The sequence below is a fragment of the Achromobacter sp. ISS7 genome, from assembly GCF_056523125.1.
Genome location: NZ_JAWRZD010000001.1, coordinates 1203486 through 1220542 on the forward strand (window position 1 = coordinate 1203486; position 17057 = coordinate 1220542).

The following is a 17057-nucleotide window of genomic DNA, read 5'->3' on the forward strand; positions in this document are numbered from 1 at the left end:
GAAATAGCCCCATGGCAGCCAAACCGCAAGCGCAAGCCGCGCGCAATGAAGATGTCGGCAACGAGTTCCTGGTGTTCACGCTGGGCGAGGAAGAGTACGGCATCGACATCCTGAAGGTGCAGGAGATCCGCGGCTACGACGCCGACACGGTGACCCGTATCGCCAATGTTCCGCCGTTCATCAAGGGCGTGACCAACCTGCGCGGCATCATCGTGCCGATCGTCGACCTGCGCATCAAGTTCAACCTGGGCAGCGTCGAATACAACGAGCAGACCGTCGTCATCATCCTGAACCTCGATCGCCGCGTGGTCGGCATCGTCGTCGACGGCGTGTCGGACGTGCTGATGCTCAACGCCGGCCAGATCCGCCCGGCGCCGGAATTCGGCGCCACCCTGTCCACCGAGTACCTGACGGGCCTGGGCACGGTCGACGAACGCATGCTGATCCTGGTCGACATCGAGAAGATGATGACCAGCGACGAAATGGCTCTGGTGGAGAAGGTCGCCTCCTGATCGGAGCGGCGGGATCCGGGCGTCTCGGTCCGCCACGCGGCCGACCGCCCAGCAGGCAGGGTAGGGCGCGCCATATTGGATTCGATATGGCGCTTTTCTTAACGATTGCAGTCAGGAGTGGTCCTTGTGATGCGCAAGTTTTTCGCGAACATGACGATACGCAGCAGCCTGTTGTGGGTGCTGGCGTTCTTCTCATTCATGTTGGTGATTGGAGCCGCGCTCGGCGTGCTGTCGTTGCGCATCAGCAACGCGACGCTGGCAGAAATCAAGCAATCGCAAGAACTGAACGACGCGCTGGGCCGAGTCGTCTCGAGCTACAAGGACACCCTCAATGGCCTGGGCCGCACGGCCTCGTCCAACTACGCCGACATCGTGCGCAGCGTCGGCCAGCCCACGCTGCTGACGCAGGGCCTGTCGAGCGAGGCCGCCGGCCTGCTGGAACGCGCCAAGGCGGCGCAGAACAAGGGCCAGGCGGAATTCGACTATTTCAAGACCCTGCCCAGGCCGCCCGAGGCGGCAGAGTCCCTCAAGGAAGTCGAGGACTCGTACGGCGCGCTGGTGCAGCAGGGCGTGGTGCCGCTGACCGCCGCGCTGGAAAAGGCCGACATGCCGGCCTACCAGTCGCAGGTGCAGAAGGTGCAGGACGCGCTCGAGGGGCGTTTCGCCCGCGCCGTCGAAGGCTTTGATTTCTGGCGCGCCAGCAAGATGCTGGACGCGTTCGAGGTGGCCCAGGTGCGCTACCAGTTCGTGCTGCTGGCGGTCAGCGCCGGCGGCGTGATCGCCGCGCTGCTGGTGTTCGCCACCTATGTGTTCCTGCGCCGCCGCGTGCTGCAGCCGCTCAAGGAAGCTGGCCATCACTTCGACCGCATCGCCGGCGGCGACCTGACCGCCCGCGTCGAGGTCCGCAACACCAACGAGATCGGCCAGCTGTTCGCCGCGCTCAAGCGCATGCAGGAAAGCCTGACGCGCACGGTGTCCTCGGTGCGCCGCGGCGTCGACGAGATCAATACCGGTTCGCACGAGATCGCCGCCGGCAACACCGACCTGTCCAGCCGCACCGAGCAGCAGGCGGCCTCGCTGGAAGAGACCGCGGCCTCGATGGAGCAGCTGGCTTCGACCGTCTAGCAGAACGCCGACAACGCGCGCCAGGCCAACCAGTTGGCGGCCAGCGCATCGGACGTGGCCGAACGCGGCGGCTCCGCCGTGGCCGAGGTGGTCAACACCATGCACGGCATTTCCGCCAGCTCGCGCAAGATTTCCGAGATTGTGTCGGTGATCGACGGCATCGCGTTCCAGACCAACATCCTGGCGCTGAACGCGGCGGTGGAAGCGGCCCGTGCCGGCGAACAGGGCAAGGGCTTCGCGGTGGTGGCGGGCGAAGTGCGCTCGCTGGCGCAGCGCAGCGCGCAGGCGGCCAAGGAGATCAAGGGCCTGATCGAGGATTCGGTGACCAAGGTCGGCGCCGGTTCGCAGCAGGTGGAACGCGCGGGCGCGACGATGCAAGAGATCGTGGCCTCGGTCAAGCGCGTGACGGACATCATGGGCGAGATCTCGGCGGCGTCCGAGGAGCAGTCCAGCGGCATCGACCAGGTGAACCGCGCGGTGTCGCAGATGGACGAAGTGACGCAACAGAACGCGGCGCTGGTGGAAGAAGCCGCGGCCGCGGCCGGCTCGCTGCAGGAACAGGCGCAGCGCCTGGCCGAAGCGGTGGCGGTGTTCAAGGTCAACGTCGGCGAAGTGATCGAAGTGCCGGCGCATCGCCTGTCTTCGAGCCGCGCCGCCGCCGACGAATCACGGCTGCAAGCGCCTGACGCGCTTGCTCTTGAGCGCTGAGGGCGGCAGTGGCGACAGCGGCAAACATGGCGCCGTCCATCCCGGTGGACCGCCAATTCGATTTTCGGGACGCGGACTTCACCCGCGTCCGCAAGATGATTCACGCGCGCGCCGGCATCTCGCTGGGCACGCACAAGCGCGAAATGGTTTATAGCCGGCTGGCGCGGCGCCTGCGGGCGCTGGGCCGGCAGGACTTCGGCAGCTATCTGGACCAGCTCGAGAACGAGCCGGACGCGGCCGAATGGGAAGATTTCGTCAATGCCCTGACGACCAACCTGACCGCGTTCTTCCGCGAGTCGCACCATTTCCCGATCCTGGCCGACTTCGCGCAAAAACGCAGCGGCCCGGTGTCGGTGTGGTGCTGCGCGGCGTCCACGGGCGAAGAGCCGTACTCCATCGCGATCACCCTGGCCGAGGCCCTGGGTCCGCGCGCCAGCGCCTGCTCGGTGCTGGCGACCGACATCGACACCAACGTGTTGAACCGGGCGCGCACGGCGGTCTACCCGGCCGAGCGCGTGGCCAAGATGGAAGAGAGCCGCCTCAAGCGCTTCTTCCTGAAGGGCCGCGGCGCCAACGCCGGACAGGTCCGGGTGCGTCCCGAGATCGCCGACATGGTGCGGTACGAGACGTTGAACCTGCTGGCGCCGTCGTGGCCGATCAGCGAGAAGTTCGACGTCATCTTCTGCCGCAACGTCATGATTTACTTCGACAAGCCGACCCAGGCGAAGATCCTTGAGCGGTTCGTTCCGCTGCTCAAGCCGGGCGGCCTGCTGTTTGCGGGCCATTCCGAGAACTTCACCTATATCAGTCGGGATTTCCGTCTGCGCGGGCAGACAGTCTACGAATGCGCGGGCAAGGCCTAGGCCGGTCGGTGACGACGGGTTCCAGGTCCGCCTGAGGCGGTAAACAATGCAGAAAATCAGAGTTCTATGTGTGGATGATTCCGCGCTCGTGCGCGGACTGATGACCGAGATCATCAACAGCCAGCCGGATATGGAAGTGGTCGCGACCGCGCCCGATCCGCTGGTGGCGCGCGAGCTGATCAAGAAGCACAACCCCGACGTGCTGACGCTGGACGTGGAAATGCCCCGCATGGACGGGCTGGATTTCCTCGAAAAGCTGATGCGCCTGCGGCCGATGCCGGTGGTGATGGTGTCGTCGCTGACCGAACGCGGCGGCGAAATCACGCTGCGCGCGCTCGAGCTCGGCGCCATCGACTTCGTGACCAAGCCCAAGCTGGGCATCCGCGACGGCCTGCTGGAATACACCGAGATCATCGCCGACAAGATCCGCGCCGCCTCGCGCGCCAAGCTGCGCACGCCGAGCCCGCACGCCCCGGCGCCCGCGCCGGCGCCGATGCTGCGCCGGCCGCTGGCCAGCTCGGAAAAGCTGGTCATCGTGGGCGCCTCCACGGGTGGCACCGAAGCCATCCGCGAAGTGCTGCAGCCGCTGCCGCCGGACAGCCCGGCCATCCTGATCACGCAGCACATGCCGGCCGGCTTCACGCGCTCGTTCGCGCAGCGCCTGGACGCCCTGTGCGCGGTGACGGTGCGCGAGGCCGTGCACGGCGAGCGCGTGCTGCCGGGCCACGTGTACCTGGCCCCGGGCGGCGAGATGCACATGCGCCTGGGCCGCAGCGGCGCCAACTACGTGATCGAGCTGGAAGCCAGCGAACCGGTCAATCGCCACCGCCCGTCGGTGGATGTGTTGTTTAATTCCGCCGCCGTGGCAGCGGGCAAGAACGCCATCGGCGTCATCCTGACCGGGATGGGCAAGGACGGAGCGGCCGGCATGCTGGCCATGCACCGCGCCGGCGCCCATACCATCGCGCAGGATGAAGCCAGTTGCGTGGTCTTCGGCATGCCCCGGGAGGCCATCGCAATCGGTGCGGCTGACGAAGTGGTGCCGCTGTCGGCAATGAGTGAGCGCATTCTGACTCGCCTGGGCGACCGGGGACACCGCGTTTGACGCGGCTGTCGTCCCGATCGATCTCAAGCAAATTTCTTCTGGAGTAAAAGATGGTAGACAAGGGCATCAAGATTCTGGTGGTGGATGACTTCCCCACCATGCGGCGGATCATCCGCAACCTGCTCAAAGAGCTGGGTTTCGAGAACGTGGATGAGGCCGAAGACGGCGCGATCGGACTGGAGAAGCTGCGCAACGGCGGCTTCCAGTTCGTCGTGTCCGACTGGAACATGCCCAATCTGGACGGCCTGGAAATGCTCAAGCAGATCCGCGCCGACGCCAGCCTGGCCTCGCTGCCGGTGCTGATGGTGACGGCCGAGGCCAAGAAGGAAAACATCGTCGCGGCGGCCCAGGCCGGCGCCAACGGTTACGTGGTCAAGCCTTTCACCGCGGCGACGCTGGAAGAGAAGCTGGTCAAGATCTTCGAGAAAATTGGCGGCTGAGGTGCGCGATGAGCACGACGCAGAATGAAGACTCGACGGAATCCCCGGACCTGATTCACCGCATCGCCTCGCTGACCCGCATGCTGCGCGACAGCATGCGCGAGCTGGGCCTGGACCAGGCGATCAAGGACGCGGCCAACGCCATCCCCGATGCCCGCGACCGCCTGCGCTACGTGGCGCAGATGACCGAGCAGGCCGCCAACCGCGTGCTGAACGCGACCGAGGCCGCCGGCCCGATCCAGGACGGCATGTCGCGCTCGGCGCAGGCCCTGGATGGTCGCTGGCAGCAATGGTACGACCAGCCGCTGGAATTGCCCGAGGCCCGCGAGCTGGTCAAGGACACGCGCGCGTTCCTGCAGGACGTGCCCAAGCAGACGCAGCAGACCCAGTCCAAGCTGATGGAAATCATCATGGCGCAGGACTTCCAGGATCTGACTGGGCAGGTCATCATGCGCATGATGGACGTGGTCGGCGCGATCGAGCGCGAGCTGCTGCAGGTGCTGCTGGACAACGTGCCGCAAGAGCGCCGCGACGAAGCCAACAGCCTGCTCAACGGCCCGCAGGTCAGCCCGCAGGGCAAGACCGACGTGGTCACCAGCCAGGACCAGGTCGACGACCTGCTGGCCAGCCTGGGCTTCTGAGTCCGCCAGGCGGCGGGCCGCGCTGGCCCGCCTGCCGCCATGCCCGCCGGTCGGGCATGGTCGTATTCCCTAAGGGTGCGAACGCGCGCCCTTGGGTAGACTGCAAAACAATAAGAATCGGGGCCGCAGCAGGAGACAGGGCGCATCGCGCCCAGGCAACGGATGCCCACAGAAGGCAATCCGGGCCGCACAAGGAGGTGCCATCTTGGCCAGATCCATATTCCGATTCGGAGGCATCTGGGGGTTGTTGCGCCGGCTCAATCGTGGCCGCGCCACGCTGTCCGAACGCCCCTTGTCCCTCAGCCCGGCCGCCTGGCCGCTGTATCGCTTCCTGGCCGGCATCCGCAGCCGGATCAGCACGGTGCGGCAATCCAGCATCGAGATCGCCCTGAACACCGCCCGGACCCAGTTCCAGGCGGGCCGCTGCGCGCTGCTGGCGCAGGAGCAGGCGCGCGCGGCCGAGGCGCTGGCGGCCAGCGGCGCCCAGATCGCGGCGCTGTCGGCCTCGACCTCGACCCATGCGCGCGAGATCGCCCAGGTTTCCGGGCAGAACCTGCGCGCGGCCGAACAGGCGCTGGCCGAACTGTCCGAGGTCAAGGAGCGGGTCGACCGCATGACCCGTGAAATGGCGGCCTTCACCGACGTGGTGGAGCAGTTGACCGGCCGGGCGCGCTCGGTCGGCGACATCAGCAAGCTCATCAAGGACATCGCCCTGCAGACCCAGCTGCTGGCGCTGAACGCCGGGGTGGAGGCGGCCCGCGCCGGCGACGCCGGGCGCGGCTTCGCGGTGGTGGCCAGCGAGGTGGGCCGGCTGGCCGAGCGGGTCAACGCCGCCACCAGCGACATCGGCCGCCACACCGGCGAGATGCTGGAACTGGTGGATTCCACCCAGCGCCAGACCGGCACCCTGCGCGAGGACGTGGACGCGTCCGGCGCGGTGCTGGACAAGACGCGCCAGGACTTCCAGCACTTCGTGCGGGATTTCGACAGCATGAACCGCCAGGTGGGCGAGGTGGTGCAGGCGATCGGCGAGGTCGACGCCACCAATCACGGCATGAGCCAGGACGTCAGCCGCATCGCCGCGCTCAGCGCCGACGTGCGCGAGCGGGTGGCCAGCATGTCCGGCGAGATCGACCGCATCCGGCGCCAGACCGAGAGCGTGCAGGAGGTGCTGTCGGACATGCGCACCGGCAATACCGCCTTCGATCGCCTGTCCGAGACGCTGGACGCCTTCCGGCTGGCGGCGATCCGGCTGCTCGACCATGCCCGCGAGCGCGGCCTGGACGTGTTCGACCGCCATTACCAGCGGATCGCCGGCAGCGAGCCGCCGCGCTACCACACCGCCTATGACCGCGGCATCGACGAGGCGCTGACCCGCCTGCTGGACCGCGTGCTGGAGGCCGTGCCGGGCGGCAGCTACGCGCTGCTGGTGGACGCGCGCGGCTACGCGCCGGCGCACAACAGCCGCTATTCGCACCCGCCCAGCGGCGACCCGGCCCAGGACATCGTCCGGGCGCGGCACAAGCGCATCTTCGACGACCCGGTCGGGGCGCGGCTGGCCGCCAATACCGAAACCCTGCTGTTTCAGACCTATTCCCGGGATACCGGCGAGATCGTCAACGACATCTCCGTGCCGCTGTTCCTGGACGGCGAGCACTGGGGCGCGGTGCGGATCGGGCTCGATTACGTGCGCTTCCAGGCCACCCTGGACGCCGCTGGACCGGCCCGGCCGGTGGTCGCGGCGGCCGGCTGAACCAGACCGATCCGCCAGGCAGGCGGGGCAGGGCGCCCGGTCGGCGGCCGGGCCCGGCCGGCTCGGTCCGGGCGCATCCGGGAATAGCGCCGCTTTCCCCCCGTTTCTTGGCTTATCGCCAAAGGACCAGGCCTCCTAGAATCTCGGCGGGCAGCTCGTAATCCGTCAATCCGCGAGCCGCAACGACACCGCAGAGCATGGCCGAAGAAAGCGACCTCGAGAAAACCGAAGCCGCCTCTCCCAGGCGCCTGGAAAAGGCGCGCGAGGAGGGGCAGATTGCGCGTTCCCGGGAACTGGGCACGTTCATGATGCTGGCCGCCGGTGTCGCGGCGATCTGGGCCGGCGGTGGCACGATTTATCAGGGACTGAGCGGGGTGCTGCGCAACGGGCTGGCGTTCGACCAGCGCGTGGTGGCCGACCCGGGCGTGATGGTCGAGCAGGCCGTCAACGGCTTCGGCCACGCCCTGATGGTGATCTTGCCGATCTTCGGCCTGCTGGCGGTGATCGCCGTGCTGTCCAGCGTGCTGCTGGGGGGCATCGTCATCTCGGGCAAGCCGCTGTCGCCGAATTTCTCCAAGCTCAGCCTGTTCGCCGGCCTCAAGCGCATGTTCTCGTCGCAGACGGTGGTCGAGCTGATCAAGGCGCTGGCCAAGGCCCTGCTGGTGGGCGGCGTGGCGGTGTGGATCATCTGGCGCTACCACGACGACATGCTCGGCCTGATGCACGTGGCGCCGGCCGCCGCCCTGACCAAGGCGCTGAGCCTGGTGGCGATGTGCTGCGCCTTCATCGTCGCCTCGCTGCTGGTGATCGTGATGCTGGACGTGCCCTGGCAGATCTGGAGCCACCTGAAGAAGCTGCGCATGTCCAAGGAAGACGTGCGCCAGGAACACAAGGAAAGCGAAGGCGATCCGCACACCAAGGCGCGCATCCGCCAGCAGCAGCGCCAGGCCGCGCGCCGGCGCATGATGTCCGAGGTGCCCAAGGCCGACGTGGTCGTGACCAACCCGACCCACTACGCCGTGGCGCTGAAGTACGAGGAAGACAAGAACGGCGCGCCGCGGGTGCTGGCCAAGGGCACCGGGCTGGTGGCGGCCAAGATCCGCGAACTGGCCGCCGAACATCGCATTCCCACATTGGAAGCGCCGCCGTTGGCGCGCGCGCTGTATCAACACGTCGAGCTGGGGCATGAAATCCCGGGCGAGCTATATACCGCGGTCGCGGAAGTGCTGGCGTGGGTTTTCCAGTTGCGCTCGTGGCGCTCGGGATGGGGGGTCGAACCGACGGCGCCCAAGTCCCTGCCCGTGCCCGCCGCGCTGGACCCGCAGGCAAAGACCGCAGCACAAGGAGTCTAAGGAATGAGCGCTCTGCTCACCATGTTGAAAAGCAACGGCGCGACGCATGCGCGTCTCCTGGCCGGCCCCGTCCTGATCGTGATGGTGCTGGGCATGATGGTGCTGCCGCTGCCCACTTTCCTGCTGGACCTGCTGTTCACCTTCAACATCGCGCTGTCGGTGATGATCCTGCTGGTGGCCATGTTCACGCGCAAGCCCCTGGATTTCGCCGCGTTTCCGGCCGTGCTGCTGTTCGCCACGCTGCTGCGCCTGTCGCTGAACGTCGCCTCGACCCGGGTGGTGCTGCTGCACGGCCACACCGGCCCGGACGCCGCGGGCAAGGTGATCGAGGCCTTCGGCCACTTCCTGGTGGGCGGCAACTTCGCCGTCGGCATCATCGTCTTCATCATCCTGACCATCATCAACTTCATCGTCATCACCAAGGGTGCGGGGCGGATCGCCGAAGTCGGCGCGCGCTTCACCCTGGATGCCATGCCCGGCAAGCAGATGGCCATCGACGCCGACCTGAACGCCGGCCTGATCGGCGAGGACGAGGCCCGCAAGCGCCGCGCCGAGGTGTCGCAGGAATCCGACTTCTTCGGCTCGATGGACGGCGCCAGCAAGTTCGTGCGCGGCGACGCCATCGCCGGCCTGCTGATCATGGCGATCAACATCATCGGCGGCCTGATCGTGGGCGTGGCCCAGCACGACATGTCGATGAGCGACTCGGCCCGCGTCTACACGCTGCTGACCATCGGCGACGGCCTGGTGGCGCAGATCCCGGCGCTGGTGATCTCGACCGCCGCCGGCGTGGTGGTGTCGCGCGTGTCGACCGACCAGGACATCGGCCAGCAGATCATCAGCCAGCTGTTCTCCAACCCCAGCGTGATGTTCCTGACGGCCGGCATTATTGGCATCATGGGCCTGATCCCCAACATGCCGCACATCGCCTTCCTGACGCTGGCTGGCGCGCTGGCCTGGGGCGGATGGGCCATGCACAAGCGGCGCAAGGCCGCCGAGGTGGCGGCCAGCGAGGTGCCGCAGCAGGCGGTGACGCAGGCGCAGGCCGCCGCGGCCGAAGCCAGCTGGGACGACGTCTCGATGGTGGACCAGCTCGGCCTGGAGGTCGGCTACCGCCTGATTCCGCTGGTCGACCACGCCCAGAACGGCGAGTTGCTGCACCGCATCCGCAGCCTGCGCAAGAAATTCGCCCAGGACGTGGGCTTCCTGCCGCCGGTGGTGCACATCCGCGACAACCTGGAACTCAAGCCCAACGATTACCGCATCCTGTTGTCCGGGGTCGAGATCGGCCATGGCGTGGCCATGCCGGGCCAGTGGCTGGCGATCGACCCGGGCGGCGTGACCATGCAGATCAAGGGCACGCCCACCACCGATCCGGCCTTCGGCCTGCCGGCGTTGTGGATCGATGGCAGCCTGCGCGACCAGGCCCAGGTGGTCGGTTACACGGTGGTGGATGCCGGCACCGTGGTCGCCACCCACCTGAACCACCTGATGCACCGCCACGGCTCCAACCTGCTGGGCCGCCAGGAAGTGCAGCAGCTGCTGGACCGCATCGGCCGCGACGCGCCCAAGCTGGTCGAGGACCTGGTGCCCAAGACGCTGTCGCTTACCGCGCTGCAGAAGGTGCTGCAGGGCCTCCTGGCCGAGGAAGTGCCGATCCGCGACATGCGCACCATCATCGACACGCTGTCCGAGCACGGCCCGCGCCTGGCGGCGATGGCGGCCGGCACCGGCGGCCAGCCCGACATCAACGAGCTGATCGCGCTGACGCGCCGTTCGCTCGGCCGCGCCATCACCCAGCAATGGTTCCCGGGCGAGGGCGAGCTGCGCGTGATCGGGCTGGACGTCAAGCTCGAGCGCGTGCTGTCGCAGGCGCTGACCACCAGCGGCGGCCTGGAGCCGGGCCTGGCGGATACACTGCTGCGCGAAACCCAGGCGGCGGTCGAGCGCCAGGAATCGCAGGGCAACGCGCCGGTGCTGCTGGTGTCGCCGGTGCTGCGCGCGCCGCTGTCGCGCTTCCTGCGCCACCACCTGCCGCAGCTGGGTGTGTTGTCGAATACGGAAATTCCCGATGAGCGCATGGTCCGCGTGACGGCGCTCATCGGTGGGGGTAATGGTCAATGAAAATAAGCCGCTTCTTTGGCGCCAACAGCCGTGACGTCATGCGCCAGGTGCGCCAGGTGCTCGGTCCCGACGCGCTGATCGTGTCGAACCGCAGCGTCGATGGCGGCATCGAGGTGCTGGCCACGGTGGATGGCGCGTTCGACGACGCGCCGCAGCATGCGCAGGCGTCCGCGCCGCAGGGATACGCCGACGGCCATGCGCCGGCCCGCGCCCCAGCCGCTCCGGTGCCGCCGCAGGCGCCCGCGCCGTACGGTCACGCCGCGCCCGCCAATCTGGCGCCGCAGCCCGGTTACGGCGCACCGCCGGCGCCCGTCGCGGCGCCGCAGCCCGCCTACGGCGTGGCGCCTGCACCGGTCTCGATGCCGCAGCCGGCCCATGCCGCGCAGCCGGCTCCCCGCGTTGTGCCCCAGCCGGCCTACGGCGCGTCGCCGGCGACCGTCGCCGCAACCCAGCCCGCGTACGCGGTGCCGTCGCGTTCGATCGCCGCCTATCAGTCCGCCTACGTCGCGCAGTCGTTGCCCGAACCGGACGCGTTGCCGGAACCCGTCGCTCGTCAGGCGCCGCCCGCCATGGCCCCGGCGCCGGTCGCCGCGCCGCCCGCCGTGACGGCGGAAGTGGCCACGCCCGCGGTGATGGCGCCCGTCGCGCCCGCCGCGCCGGTGCGGATGGAAATGCCGGCCTTGCCGCCGGCGCGCGAGTTGCCGCCGGTGGCGCCGTCGCCGATGGCGCGCATGCCCGACGCGCCGCTGCGCAATGGTCCGGGGATGCCGCCCGCGGCGCTGCCCGGCGACGCCGCGGCGGGCCTGCAGGACGCCATCAGCGCCTTGCGTGGCGCGCTCGAAAGCCGCATGGACGGCCTGTTGTGGGGTGGTCGCCAGGGCCCTGGCCGCGAGCCGGCGGGCGCCGCCTTGTTCCGCAGCCTGCTGGACGCCGGTTTCAGCACCAAGCTGGTCCGCACGCTGGTCGAGCGCATGCCGCAAGGCATGAGCGCCGAGGCGGCGCTGGCCTGGGCCCGCAATGAACTGGTCACGCACCTGCCGGTGCTGGGCTCGGAAGACGAATTCCTGGGCGGCGGCGTGTACGCGCTGGTCGGCCCGACCGGCGTCGGCAAGACCACCACGCTGGCCAAGCTGGCGGCGCGCTGCGTCGCGCGCGAAGGCCGCGAGCAGGTGGCGATGCTGACCACCGACAATTTCCGGATCGGCGCGCTCGAGCAGCTGCAGATCTACGGCCGCCTGATGGGCGTGCCGGCGCATTCGGTGCGCGATGCCGGCGAGCTGCGCCGCATCCTGGCCGAGCTGGGCAACCGCAAGATCGTGCTGATCGACACCACCGGCATCAGCCAGCGCGACCGCCAGGTGGCCGAGCAGGCGGCGATGCTGTGCAACGCCGGCAAGCCGGTGCGCCGCCTGCTGGTGCTCAACGCCGCCAGCCAGGGCGATACGCTGGATGAAGTCGCCCACGCCTATCGCAACGGCGTCGGCGAGGACGTGGCCGGTTGCATCATCACCAAGCTCGACGAGGCCTCGCGCCTGGGCGCGGCGCTGGACACGGCGATCCGCCACCGGCTGCCAATCCACTATTCGTCGATCGGCCAGAAGGTGCCGGAGCACCTGGAGCTGGCGCGCGCCGACGCGCTGATCGACCGCGCCTTCGCCATGGTCGAGCGCGCCCGCGCCCTGTATTCACCCAGCGAGGCCGACATGGCGTCGCTGTGGTCGACGCCGCGCGAAACCGAGGCGACCGTCGACCCCGCCCGCCGCCGCCAGTTGCTGGCCTCGGCGATCCTGCGTCCGCAGGGCGGCGCCGGCACGATCGAGGCCGCGCAGAACCTGGACGACACGCTGGGCTGGCTCGACAGCGACCCGGCCTGCGTGCAGGCCCGCGCCTCGTGGCGCGAGTATGTCAGCGATGGCGCCGGTTCGAGCCTGGCGGCGCTGGGCGAGACTCCCCTGGCGATGGTGCGGCGTGAATTCTCCACCGCCTGCAGCCGCAACCTGCTGGTCATGCACGGCAAGACCAGCATGAAGGGCGAGGCCTTGCCCGGCGGCACGCTGCTCAGCGCGGTGCTGATGAGCGACCGCGGCGCGGCCCTGGCCGCGCCGGCGCAGCAGCTGGTGCTGCCGCATGGCATGCTGTCGTCGTTCGCGCCGGCCGCCGCCGCGCAGCCGGACACGGCGCTGGCCCTGGAGGCGCGGGTGCGCTGGCTGAACGAGCAACTGGCCCAGGTGCCGGCCGTGCACATGCTGGAAGCCGGCACCTCGGCGCTGTGGCAGAGCCTGAGCGAGCAGGGCGTGTCGTGGGTGGCGCGCAGCCCCGGCGGCATGCGCGTGATCCAGGACGAATGCCCGACCAACCTGAACGCGGTGGGCAAGAGCGTCGGCTACCTGCCGGTGGGCCAGCCGGGCGACATGCCCGGCCTGCGCGCCGCGCCCGGCACCCGGCCGGCGCCGTTGGCGCTGTGGGCCTCGGGCACCGAGATCGGCCTGCCCGGCCGCGGCGACGAAACCCGTTTCCGCCTGGTGTGCGCCCGCCTGATCGATACCGCCAGCGGCGAAGTGGCGGGCCAGCTGTTCGGCCTGACCAATCTGCCCGCGAGCCAGGCGGACGCCGCCACGGTGGCGCGCTGGCTGGTGCTGCAGGAAGAGGCGCGCGCCGGTTTCCGCTACATGGCCAATGCCTGGCAGGCGTTGCCCGCGGTCGATGGCGCGCATACGCTGGCGCGGCAGTCGCTGATGGCCGGCCAGTTGGGCGCGGCCTGCTGGCAGCTGGCGCACGCCTCCGCGGCGGATGGCGTGCGCGCCACGCTGGCCGGCGTCGTCAGCCCGGAGCGCAAGCTTTCCGGGCGCCTGCTGCCGGTGGCGCTGCTGAAGATGTTCGCCATGCTGGAAATGGCCGGCGGCGTCTAGCGCGTCCCGGCGCCGGCAGGCCGCACGGCCCCCAAGACAAACAGCCCGCTTTCGCGGGCTGTTTGTCTTGGATGTGTCGGGATCCGGCTCAGCCGGCGACGATCGGCTTGCGGCCCGGGGTGGCGCGGGCGCCGCGGCCCTGGGCGTCGTAGGTCGAGGTGCCGCCGAGGCCGCCGATCTGGCGCAGGGCGTCCAGCGATTGCTGGGTATAGCGCAGGTGCACGTCGATCAGGGCGCCGTTGCGCATGTTGATTTCGTTGGCCGACGCCGACTTGGCCAGCAGGGCCTGCCAGACGTCGGACAGCTGCGGATGCTGCACGGCGGCCTGCTCGGTGCCGGCATGGCCGGCGGGCAGGCCGATCTCGGCCAGCAGGCCGTCGCGGGTGTGGCTGAGGTCGACCAGTTGCTGGGCGATGTTGCCCTTGCGCTCGGTGATGTCGTGCAGCGCGTCGACGTTGCCCGGCCCGACCAGCACTTTGGTTTCTTCTTCCAGGATGGAGGAAAACTCGGTGATCAGGGCATCTTCCTGCTTCATGCAGGCTTGCAGGGACTCGACAGGGCTCATGGTCATACTCGGGCGGACGGGTCGAAAAAACGGCGATCTTGCAAAGGCGGTATTACTTCAGCAGGTCGCGGGCGCTGGCGATCAGGCCATCGGCGATGCGGCTGGTGTCGATCTTGAGCTGGCCCGAGGCGATGGCGGCACGAATCGCGGCGACGCGCTCGACATTGATGTCGTTCGAGCCGTCCTGCAGGGCCAGCATCTTGCGCGAGGCCGAGCTCAGCGCGACCTGCGAGCTGCTGGCGCCGCTGCCGCTGCCGGCGCCGTAGGCCTGGGCGACCGCGGACTCGGCGCGAGGGCTGACCGCATCTGCCGAGATGGGCCGGTTGGTTGTCGAATTGATCTTCAAGGTTTTCTCCGCAGGGCGTCCTGGGTCGGTTTGCGACGGCTCCGCCTACTTATGTCTCTGTAACGACAGGGTCGGAAGGAACTTTAGGGTAGGCGGGCGCTTGCCGCAACGCGATATGTAACATTGCCTAAAGTTGTATTTCGACCAGGCCTGCATTGCGCACCACGCCGCTGACCACCTGTCCGCTGGCGGTGCGGACCTGGACCGTGGCGCCCGGCGCCGCGTTGTCCAGGGCCTGCCCCTCGCTGCTGACCACGAAGCCCTTGCCGCGGGCGTTGATACGGACGTTAGAGCCGCGCACCACCGACTGGGCGTTGCGCAGGGCGGCGCCCTTGACCGGCTGGCCGGCGTTGATGCGGTAGGCCGCGGTCATGCCGACCACCGTGTCGGGATTGGTGATGACGCCCGGGGGCAGGGCCACCAGGTCGCCGTCGCGCGGCGCCAGATCGGCGGGCGTCAGGGCCTGGCCCGCCGCGATCATGCGCGACGCCACATAGTAGTAGCCCGGCACGCTGACCGTGGCCTGCACGTAGGTGGTCCAGGGCTTGGGCGCGTTGCAGCGCACGCCCACCGTCATGCGCGAGCGCGGCTTCATGCCCGAGGGCATAAATGGGGACAAGGCATCGCAGGGCGCCAGGCGCTCCGCCCGCGGCGGATCGATGGCCACCGATGCCTGGCCGGGCAGGGCGGCGAGTTGTTCCAGCAAATAGGTCTGCGCGGCGATGATGATCGCCTCGGGCGCCTGGACGGCGGCGTCCTGCGCCTGGGCCGCCGGGGCCAGCAGCAGGGCGGCCAGGCAGGCGGCGTGCGCGCGGAGGTTTGCGGGGAATTTCATCATGTCCGAATTGTAGAAGCCCGCGCCGCTTGGCAATACGTGAATTGGATGAGAAATGACGGGTTATTTGGCTGATTGTGTTGTCGCACCCGCCCCTATGATGCCGTCATCCAATGGGATAACGGTGCGTCCGCTGTCCCGGGTTTCATCCGTATTGAAGGCGACCCGATGCTAGACCGGCTTAATGAAGATTTCCGCTTCTTCCAGCAGTCCCTGGGACTGCGCGCGCAGCGCCAGGAAGTGCTGTCCTCGAACATCGCCAATGCCGACACGCCCAACTACAAGGCGCGCGACTTCGATTTCAAGACGGCGATGCAGAACGCCATGGAAGGCACCAAGCGCCTGCCGGATACCTCGCTGACCCTGACGTCGGCGCGCCACATCCCGGCCAAGGCCGTGTCGCAGGGGCCGACCGATCTGCTGTACCGCCTGCCGTACCAGCCCAGCATGGACGGCAACACGGTCGACATGGACATCGAACGGGTCCAGTTCGCCGACAACACCTTGCACTACCAGAGCACGATGCAGCTGCTGTCGGGTCGTATCCGCACCATGATGGCCGCCATCCAGGATTGATTTTCATAGGGAACCGCAGGCAATGTCCTTGTTGAGCATTTTCGATATCGCCGGGTCGGCGCTGAGCGCGCAGTCACAGCGCATGAACGTGGCGGCCAGCAACATGGCCAACGCCGACAGCGTGGTCGGTCCCGACGGCCAGCCGTACCGGGCCCGCCAGGTGGTGTTCCAGGTCAACCCGCCGGCCGGCCAGACGCAGGGCCGCGAGATCGGCGGCGTGCGCGTGGCCGGCGTGGTGGTGGACCAGTCCCCCCTCAAGCAGGTCTACGACCCCAAGCATCCGATGGCCGACGCGCAGGGCTACGTCAGCATGCCCAACGTCGACCCGATCGCGGAAACCGTCAACATGATCGCGGCGTCGCGTTCGTACCAGGCCAACGTCGAGGTGCTCAACACCGCCAAGAGCCTGATGCAGAAAACCCTCACCATCGGCCAATCCTGATCCGCCTGATTCCGCGCGCCGCGCCGCCCGCGCGGAAGTTTTTGAAGAAGTGAACCCATGACCACCGTCGACCAATCCACGAGCAAGACCGGCCTGGGCCTGGCGCAAAGCGGCGCCAATGGCTCCAGCACCGCCCAGGGCCTGCAGGACCAGTTCCTGAAGCTGCTGGTCACGCAGCTCAAGAACCAGGACCCGCTGAACCCCATGCAGAACGCCGAGCTGACCTCGCAGCTGGCGCAGATCTCCACGGTGGAAGGCATCACCAACCTGAAGAACACCATGCTGGCCATCAGCGGCCAGATCGACGTGTCGCAGTCCATGAACGCGGTCGCGATGATCGGCAAGGGCGTGCTGGTGCCCGGTTCGGCCGTCAAGGTCGGCGTGGACAGCGCGAACCCTTCCGAGCGCGTGGTCACGCCCTACGGCATCGATCTGCAGAAGGACGCCGCCAAGGTCCAGGTGCGCATTTCCGACGCAAACGGCCAGGTCGTGCGCACCATCGAGCTGGGCGAGCAGAAGGCCGGCGTGTACACGCTGGACTGGGACGGCAAGAACGACGCCGGCGTGGCGCTGGATGCGGGCGCGTACACCGTGTCCGTCCTGGCCACGGATGGCGATGACAAGAAGGTGGCCGCCGAAGTGCTGAAGTACGGCAAGGTCAAGAGCGTGGCTTACTCGACCAACGGCCTGCGCCTGGATATGGGCCTGGATGGCCAGACCAGCATGCTGGATGTGCGCAAGGTGATCGGCTGAGGCCAGCC

Annotated in this window: 15 protein-coding genes and 1 pseudogene; 13 read left to right on the forward strand and 3 right to left on the reverse strand. The window is 68.4% G+C overall.

Annotated features, from left to right (window positions below; all coding sequences use genetic code 11):
• Window positions 1-11 precede the first annotated feature (11 nt).
• The 10 genes and pseudogenes from cheW to flhF all read left to right on the forward strand — a co-directional run bounded on the left by cheW (window position 12) and on the right by flhF (window position 13532).
• The gene (cheW, locus tag AC1HFW_RS05545; protein ID WP_006396234.1) at window positions 12-512 is read left to right on the forward strand and encodes a chemotaxis protein CheW; all 501 of its coding nucleotides are present in this window, start codon (window positions 12-14) and stop codon (window positions 510-512) included.
• Window positions 513-641: 129 nt separating this feature from the next.
• Window positions 642-2345 (forward strand): annotated as a pseudogene (locus tag AC1HFW_RS05550) (methyl-accepting chemotaxis protein).
• A 26-nt stretch (window positions 2346-2371) separates the two neighbouring features.
• Window positions 2372-3208 (forward strand): CheR family methyltransferase, encoded by an 837-nt coding sequence (locus tag AC1HFW_RS05555; RefSeq protein ID WP_006394427.1) that lies wholly within the window; start codon window positions 2372-2374, stop codon window positions 3206-3208.
• A 46-nt stretch (window positions 3209-3254) separates the two neighbouring features.
• On the forward strand, window positions 3255-4313 hold the full coding sequence (locus AC1HFW_RS05560; protein ID WP_006394428.1) for a protein-glutamate methylesterase/protein-glutamine glutaminase: 1059 nt from the start codon (window positions 3255-3257) through the stop codon (window positions 4311-4313).
• Between the two features lie 50 nt (window positions 4314-4363).
• Window positions 4364-4753 (forward strand): chemotaxis response regulator CheY, encoded by a 390-nt coding sequence (gene cheY, locus AC1HFW_RS05565; RefSeq protein WP_006387517.1) that lies wholly within the window; start codon window positions 4364-4366, stop codon window positions 4751-4753.
• Between the two features lie 8 nt (window positions 4754-4761).
• The gene (gene cheZ, locus AC1HFW_RS05570) at window positions 4762-5394 is read left to right on the forward strand and encodes a protein phosphatase CheZ (protein ID WP_006394429.1); all 633 of its coding nucleotides are present in this window, start codon (window positions 4762-4764) and stop codon (window positions 5392-5394) included.
• A gap of 205 nt (window positions 5395-5599) precedes the next feature.
• Complete coding sequence (locus AC1HFW_RS05575; protein WP_479282185.1) at window positions 5600-7147, forward strand: methyl-accepting chemotaxis protein; 1548 nt, start codon at window positions 5600-5602, stop codon at window positions 7145-7147.
• A 197-nt stretch (window positions 7148-7344) separates the two neighbouring features.
• Window positions 7345-8499: a flagellar biosynthesis protein FlhB gene (flhB, locus tag AC1HFW_RS05580; protein ID WP_006394431.1), complete on the forward strand. Its 1155-nt coding sequence runs from the start codon at window positions 7345-7347 to the stop codon at window positions 8497-8499.
• 3 nt (window positions 8500-8502) lie between these two features.
• On the forward strand, window positions 8503-10623 hold the full coding sequence (gene flhA / locus AC1HFW_RS05585) for a flagellar biosynthesis protein FlhA (protein WP_061071533.1): 2121 nt from the start codon (window positions 8503-8505) through the stop codon (window positions 10621-10623).
• Window positions 10620-13532, forward strand: coding sequence for a flagellar biosynthesis protein FlhF (gene flhF / locus AC1HFW_RS05590; protein ID WP_479282187.1), 2913 nt, complete (start codon window positions 10620-10622; stop codon window positions 13530-13532). The genes flhA and flhF overlap by 4 nt, the downstream gene beginning before the upstream one ends.
• A gap of 88 nt (window positions 13533-13620) precedes the next feature.
• Here flhF and AC1HFW_RS05595 read toward each other — a convergent pair whose 3' ends face one another.
• The 3 genes from AC1HFW_RS05595 to flgA all read right to left on the reverse strand — a co-directional run bounded on the left by AC1HFW_RS05595 (window position 13621) and on the right by flgA (window position 15278).
• Window positions 13621-14097, reverse strand: a complete 477-nt coding sequence (locus AC1HFW_RS05595; protein WP_035361419.1) for a flagella synthesis protein FlgN — start codon at window positions 14095-14097, stop codon at window positions 13621-13623.
• 52 nt (window positions 14098-14149) lie between these two features.
• Window positions 14150-14443: a flagellar biosynthesis anti-sigma factor FlgM gene (flgM, locus tag AC1HFW_RS05600; RefSeq protein WP_006394436.1), complete on the reverse strand. Its 294-nt coding sequence runs from the start codon at window positions 14441-14443 to the stop codon at window positions 14150-14152.
• Window positions 14444-14570: 127 nt separating this feature from the next.
• Window positions 14571-15278: a flagellar basal body P-ring formation chaperone FlgA gene (gene flgA, locus AC1HFW_RS05605; protein WP_479282189.1), complete on the reverse strand. Its 708-nt coding sequence runs from the start codon at window positions 15276-15278 to the stop codon at window positions 14571-14573.
• Between the two features lie 168 nt (window positions 15279-15446).
• Between flgA and flgB the strand changes: the two genes are divergently transcribed.
• The 3 genes from flgB to AC1HFW_RS05620 are packed head-to-tail and all read left to right on the forward strand — an operon-like array spanning window position 15447 to window position 17049.
• On the forward strand, window positions 15447-15854 hold the full coding sequence (gene flgB / locus AC1HFW_RS05610; RefSeq protein WP_006394438.1) for a flagellar basal body rod protein FlgB: 408 nt from the start codon (window positions 15447-15449) through the stop codon (window positions 15852-15854).
• 22 nt (window positions 15855-15876) lie between these two features.
• On the forward strand, window positions 15877-16296 hold the full coding sequence (gene flgC, locus AC1HFW_RS05615; protein WP_054435497.1) for a flagellar basal body rod protein FlgC: 420 nt from the start codon (window positions 15877-15879) through the stop codon (window positions 16294-16296).
• A 57-nt stretch (window positions 16297-16353) separates the two neighbouring features.
• Entirely contained in the window at window positions 16354-17049 is a 696-nt protein-coding gene (locus tag AC1HFW_RS05620) for a flagellar hook capping FlgD N-terminal domain-containing protein (RefSeq protein WP_006394440.1), read from the forward strand.
• Window positions 17050-17057: the final 8 nt, after the last annotated feature.

Excerpts from the sequence above, each read along its gene's own strand:
- cheW (WP_006396234.1), top strand. The coding sequence starts at position 12 with ATGGCAGCCAAACCGCAAGCGCAAGCCGCGCGCAATGAAGATGTCGGC.
- flhF (WP_479282187.1), top strand. The coding sequence starts at position 10,620 with ATGAAAATAAGCCGCTTCTTTGGCGCCAACAGCCGTGACGTCATGCGC.
- cheZ (WP_006394429.1), top strand. The coding sequence starts at position 4,762 with ATGAGCACGACGCAGAATGAAGACTCGACGGAATCCCCGGACCTGATT.
- flhA (WP_061071533.1), top strand. The coding sequence starts at position 8,503 with ATGAGCGCTCTGCTCACCATGTTGAAAAGCAACGGCGCGACGCATGCG.
- AC1HFW_RS05560 (WP_006394428.1), top strand. The coding sequence starts at position 3,255 with ATGCAGAAAATCAGAGTTCTATGTGTGGATGATTCCGCGCTCGTGCGC.
- flgC (WP_054435497.1), top strand. The coding sequence starts at position 15,877 with ATGTCCTTGTTGAGCATTTTCGATATCGCCGGGTCGGCGCTGAGCGCG.
- flgA (WP_479282189.1), bottom strand. The coding sequence starts at position 15,278 with ATGAAATTCCCCGCAAACCTCCGCGCGCACGCCGCCTGCCTGGCCGCC.
- AC1HFW_RS05595 (WP_035361419.1), bottom strand. The coding sequence starts at position 14,097 with ATGAGCCCTGTCGAGTCCCTGCAAGCCTGCATGAAGCAGGAAGATGCC.
- cheY (WP_006387517.1), top strand. The coding sequence starts at position 4,364 with ATGGTAGACAAGGGCATCAAGATTCTGGTGGTGGATGACTTCCCCACC.
- AC1HFW_RS05555 (WP_006394427.1), top strand. The coding sequence starts at position 2,372 with ATGGCGCCGTCCATCCCGGTGGACCGCCAATTCGATTTTCGGGACGCG.
- AC1HFW_RS05620 (WP_006394440.1), top strand. The coding sequence starts at position 16,354 with ATGACCACCGTCGACCAATCCACGAGCAAGACCGGCCTGGGCCTGGCG.
- flgB (WP_006394438.1), top strand. The coding sequence starts at position 15,447 with ATGCTAGACCGGCTTAATGAAGATTTCCGCTTCTTCCAGCAGTCCCTG.
- flhB (WP_006394431.1), top strand. The coding sequence starts at position 7,345 with ATGGCCGAAGAAAGCGACCTCGAGAAAACCGAAGCCGCCTCTCCCAGG.